Here is a 4,230-nt window from a genome sequence, read left to right as displayed (position 1 = left end):
GTAGGTGTAAATTAACCATATTAAGACAAGGGGGATAAAACAGTACCCTACCATCCACCTGTTTATCTGAAGGTAATAACAATGAAAAAGCACCTCTGGAACGGTTTTATTGAAACAGTTAAGAAAGAAGTGGTTCCTGCATTAGGCTGTACTGAACCGGTTTCAGTTGCGTTGGCCGCTGCGATTGCCGCTCGTCACCTTAAGGGAAAGCCAACCCAGGTTGAAGCATATGTCTCTCCCAACCTAATGAAGAATGGCATGGGCGTTGGTGTACCTGGAACCGGAATGGTTGGTCTGCCGATAGCGGCAGCTGTGGGCGCATTGGCGGGTGAACCTGATGCAGGGCTGGAAGTATTAAAAAATATCACCAAGGGTGATGTCGAGGCAGCCAAACTGATGCTGGAACAGCAGGTTAGTGTGGGTGTCGCCCAAGTGTCTAATATCTTGTTTGCCAAAGTGACAGTTAGTGATGGTACCGATCAGGCGACTGTGATTATTGCTGACGGTCACACTAACGTTGTTTCGATTGATGTTAACGGTGATGCGGTCTTTATTATTGACCCGCAGCCGGCTACAACGGCTGATACTCAGCCAGAGAACATTTTTGCCCAGGCGAATGCACACGATATCTATGAGTTTGCACTCAATGTTTCCGTTGAAGATATCCAGTTTATTACTGAATCACTGGAGCTTAATGATGCCCTGTCCAAAGAAGGGTTGACCGGCAATTATGGCTTGCAGATAGGTGCAACGTTCCAGCGAAATGTTGAGCGAGGGCTGCTTTCTGGCGGGCTGCTGACGAATGTACTCTGCCGCACTTCCGCCGCTTCAGATGCCCGGATGGATGGTGCGATGAAACCAGCGATGAGCAATTCTGGTTCTGGCAACCAGGGTATTGCTGCAACGATGCCGGTAGCTGTTGTTGCCGAGCATGTGAACGCTGATCAGGAAACCATGGCCCGAGCATTGATGATGTCTCATTTGATGGCGATTTATATCAAGAGCTATCAGAATAAACTGTCTGCGCTTTGTGGTGCGACAACGGCTTCTATGGGAGCTGTTGCGGGAATGACCTGGTTGCTTGGCGGACGTTTTGAGCAAATCAGTGCAGCGATTAACAGCATGATTGGCGATATTACCGGGATCATTTGTGATGGAGCCAAAACAAGCTGTGCGATGAAAGTCTCATCATCGGCCAGTGCTGCTGTAAAGGCTGCGTTAATGGCACTGGATGGTATCCGGGTAACGGGTAATGAAGGTATCGTCGCTGATGATGTTGATGCGTCTATCCGCAATATGTCGGCACTTGCCAATGGTGCGATGACTCAGACTGATGTCCAGATCCTGGATATCATGGTGCATAAGTAAGCCATTGTTTCTTGATTACAAGCTATTTTGGTTCAAAGAGCGCCTCTAGGCGCTCTTTGTGTTTTTACTCGTCAGCAGTTAATGACCGAGAATTGTGCGTCTGGTGAAAGGGCAGACATCCGCTTAATACAATCCATACGAATCTTCGTATACTGATATTCAGTTTTGAAAACTAGCCATTCAGATTTGTCTGGGTGAGTTTCCGTGGTTATACACTTTCCTTCGACTGAACTCTCGTCACGTAAATCAAGCTTTACCTGATAGTGGTAAACACAAGCCATTTCGAAATAGTCGTGAAGGGTACAGTCGATAGGTTGATAACGATGGGTCATCGTGGATCCTCCTAGCGACGTGTTCATACTATACCCAAGCTACAAGAAGGTGCAGGTTTACGCTAAGCCGTGCACATTGAACGTAGTTTGATAAAGAATAGTCAACATTAACACTGTTGTCTTAGTATTGATTAACGCCGCAGTATAGGTATGTTGAAGGAGAGGCCGCCAGGCGGCCCTGAATATAGCGCATCGTTATTGTTAACTTGCTAACACCTCTGGCTGGAGGTAATGCTGCCAGGCTTCCTGGTAAAGATTACTCGAGACAGTTCGCAGCTGAGCGATTTGTGCCAGTTCGAATTCAGAAAGAGGGCGTTTCTGCTGTAATCCTACTCGTTCTATTTCCTGGATCTGTTCATAGATTTCATGCTCGGCACCGTTTTTTACCGTCGATATCGCATCGAGGTGTAGCTGAACTTCGGCGATAATCTGGCTTTCAGGTAACTGAACCAGCAATTTAAGGTCGCGATAACCTGAATCTGTCGGCGATTTAAAGCGGTTCTTGACCGCAACAACAGTCACTTCCTTGTTAAGCAGTTCAAAGGCCTGAACCAGACTAGGGATATCTTCTGCAACCAGTGAACCTCGGGCCAGGTCGGTGATCTGGTTTGTATTTCCCTGAAGTTCAGTATCAACTTTGGTTTTGGCACGATGCTGGGACTTAACACCCGGTAAAATAGCCTGCGTGCTGGTAACAAGGCTTATCTCACGAATAACGGTATCAAGTTCTTGTTGGGCATGAGCCGCAGCAAGGTATAGTTGGTCGAAATCTGAGTAAGGTTGAGCGATTCCCTCATTTTTCCAGCTATCAATGCTGTAGAGGCCACTTAGGCTGCGCTGGAATGATTTCTTACTGGCTTCTGAGCGATTGGAAGGCAGCTCATGGTCAGATTCAGAATAGCTTGTCATCGGTGCAGCCATTGCCGGGCCACGACCAAGAACAAATAGAAGAATAAAGCAGGTACGAAGTACAGATTTCATATCCATCAAGCAACTCCTGGTATGCTGAGTACTGCCTTTCGGCTTCAGCGATATACGTTAAACGGTGACCTTCAAACCGAAGGTTTGGTAAAAGTGACGTATCAGGCTGTTAAGAGCTTCTCTTTGTTGGACTGTAGAATAACAAAGTAATCTGAACGGAAGATGAATTTGCTGAAGGGGGAAGCTGTAGATATTTCAGCCCGCCAGAAATGCTGTTCGGGCTGAAGATTGAGGTTTAATTAGCTGGCAATGGCCTCTGGTTGTAGGTATTGATGCCATGCAGTCTGGTACATCGCCCGGGACTGCTGTCGCAGTGATACGAGCTTAGCTAATTCGATATCGTTTAGGTCTCGCAGCTCTGTAGTGGCCTTGCGCTCGATGGTTTGAATTTGTTCATATATCTCGTGCTCGGCACCATTTTTGATTACAGAAATTTCCTCTAGGTGAAGTTGAATTTCAGCAATGTGCTGGGTTTTAGGTAGACGCACTAGTAACTTCAGATCGCGGTAGCCTGACGGCGCGGGAGTCTTGAAGCGGTTCTTGACCTCGACGATGGTGACTTCCTTGTTCAAAAGTTCAAATGACTGAACAAGGCTACCAATGTTGTTGGTAACCAGTGAGCCTCGTGCTAAATCGGTCAGTAGTTCAGTTTGGCCTTCTAGTTCCGTTGCGATTTTTTGTTGCGCCCTTGCTTCTGATTTCAGGCCGGGTAATACCGGTTGGGCGGCTGTGAGTAGGCTGACTTGGCTGAGCACTTCTTCAAGTTCGCTTTGGGCATTGGCGGCTTGTTGATAGAGAGCATCGAAGTCAGAGTGAGGCTGAATCAGGGTTGGAGAACGGAAACTTGGGATAGAGTAAAGGCCACTAAGAGAGCGTTGGAATGTTTCTTTGGAACCTTGTACAGGGGAGGGGTTTTCAATATCAGCATTGTTATATTCGGGTAATGTGGCTGAAGCAACCGGGCTTCGGCCAAGAACAAACATCAGAACAAAACATGTTCTCAATAAAGATTTTGCAACCATTAAAACTCCTTGTATCACCACTAAACGAAAGTGGTAACGGATAGTCTTTTTATCCGCTCAGTTAAGATATCTGTCCGGAGACCTGGTTTTCAAGGACGCTCGCCGCAAAATTAAGGCTTCGCTTTTTCAGGTTGTGATTGGCTTCCCAAACTGAGCAAAATCCGTTTTTGAGCTTGGATGAAATCTAATCGATTTGTAACAAAAGGTGGCGAAGTTGGTTGATAGGACATCAGGAGTGGTAGACTGACTGCGTTTAGATTATTGAGTGAGTGTTGATTGTGCAGCAAGAACTATTAGTGACATTTGCCATTGTATGGCTGGGGTTGTCTGTTGGCAGCTATATGTTGTTTCAACGAGGATCAGATGTCGAGCGCAAGCGAAGATTGTGGCCTGCGTATACCATCTTTAGCAATGTCGTTATAGGGGCGGTGATCGTGTATGTACAGCCGCCTATGCCGATGATGCTGGGACTGTTGGCCTTTATGGTACCGTTAACCTGGCTAACTATCCGCGCAACTAAGTTTTGC

Annotated in this window: 5 protein-coding genes; 2 read left to right on the top strand and 3 right to left on the bottom strand. The window is 46.8% G+C overall.

The features are described 5' to 3' along the window. Window positions 1-81 precede the first annotated feature (81 nt). The gene (locus tag MHN01_RS18360; RefSeq protein WP_239412669.1) at window positions 82-1,368 is read left to right on the top strand and encodes a serine dehydratase subunit alpha family protein; all 1,287 of its coding nucleotides are present in this window, start codon (window positions 82-84) and stop codon (window positions 1,366-1,368) included. A 71-nt stretch (window positions 1,369-1,439) separates the two neighbouring features. Here MHN01_RS18360 and MHN01_RS24730 read toward each other — a convergent pair whose 3' ends face one another. The 3 genes from MHN01_RS24730 to MHN01_RS18350 all read right to left on the bottom strand — a co-directional run bounded on the left by MHN01_RS24730 (window position 1,440) and on the right by MHN01_RS18350 (window position 3,703). Further along, window positions 1,440-1,700, bottom strand: a complete 261-nt coding sequence (locus MHN01_RS24730; RefSeq protein ID WP_160653549.1) for a Rho-binding antiterminator — start codon at window positions 1,698-1,700, stop codon at window positions 1,440-1,442. A 201-nt stretch (window positions 1,701-1,901) separates the two neighbouring features. Beyond that, the gene (locus MHN01_RS18355; RefSeq protein WP_239412670.1) at window positions 1,902-2,681 is read right to left on the bottom strand and encodes a phosphoribosylglycinamide formyltransferase; all 780 of its coding nucleotides are present in this window, start codon (window positions 2,679-2,681) and stop codon (window positions 1,902-1,904) included. Window positions 2,682-2,920: 239 nt separating this feature from the next. After that, window positions 2,921-3,703, bottom strand: coding sequence for a RelA/SpoT domain-containing protein (locus tag MHN01_RS18350; RefSeq protein WP_239412668.1), 783 nt, complete (start codon window positions 3,701-3,703; stop codon window positions 2,921-2,923). A gap of 296 nt (window positions 3,704-3,999) precedes the next feature. Between MHN01_RS18350 and MHN01_RS18345 the strand changes: the two genes are divergently transcribed. Beyond that, window positions 4,000-4,230 (top strand): hypothetical protein (locus MHN01_RS18345; RefSeq protein ID WP_239412667.1); only part of this gene is annotated, 231 nt, incomplete at its 3' end.

It is taken from the genome of Photobacterium sp. OFAV2-7 (assembly GCF_022347985.1).
GTDB lineage: Bacteria > Pseudomonadota > Gammaproteobacteria > Enterobacterales > Vibrionaceae > Photobacterium.
The sequence above is the reverse complement of the archived record's forward strand: the minus strand, read 5'-3'. Positions and strand labels throughout refer to the sequence as shown.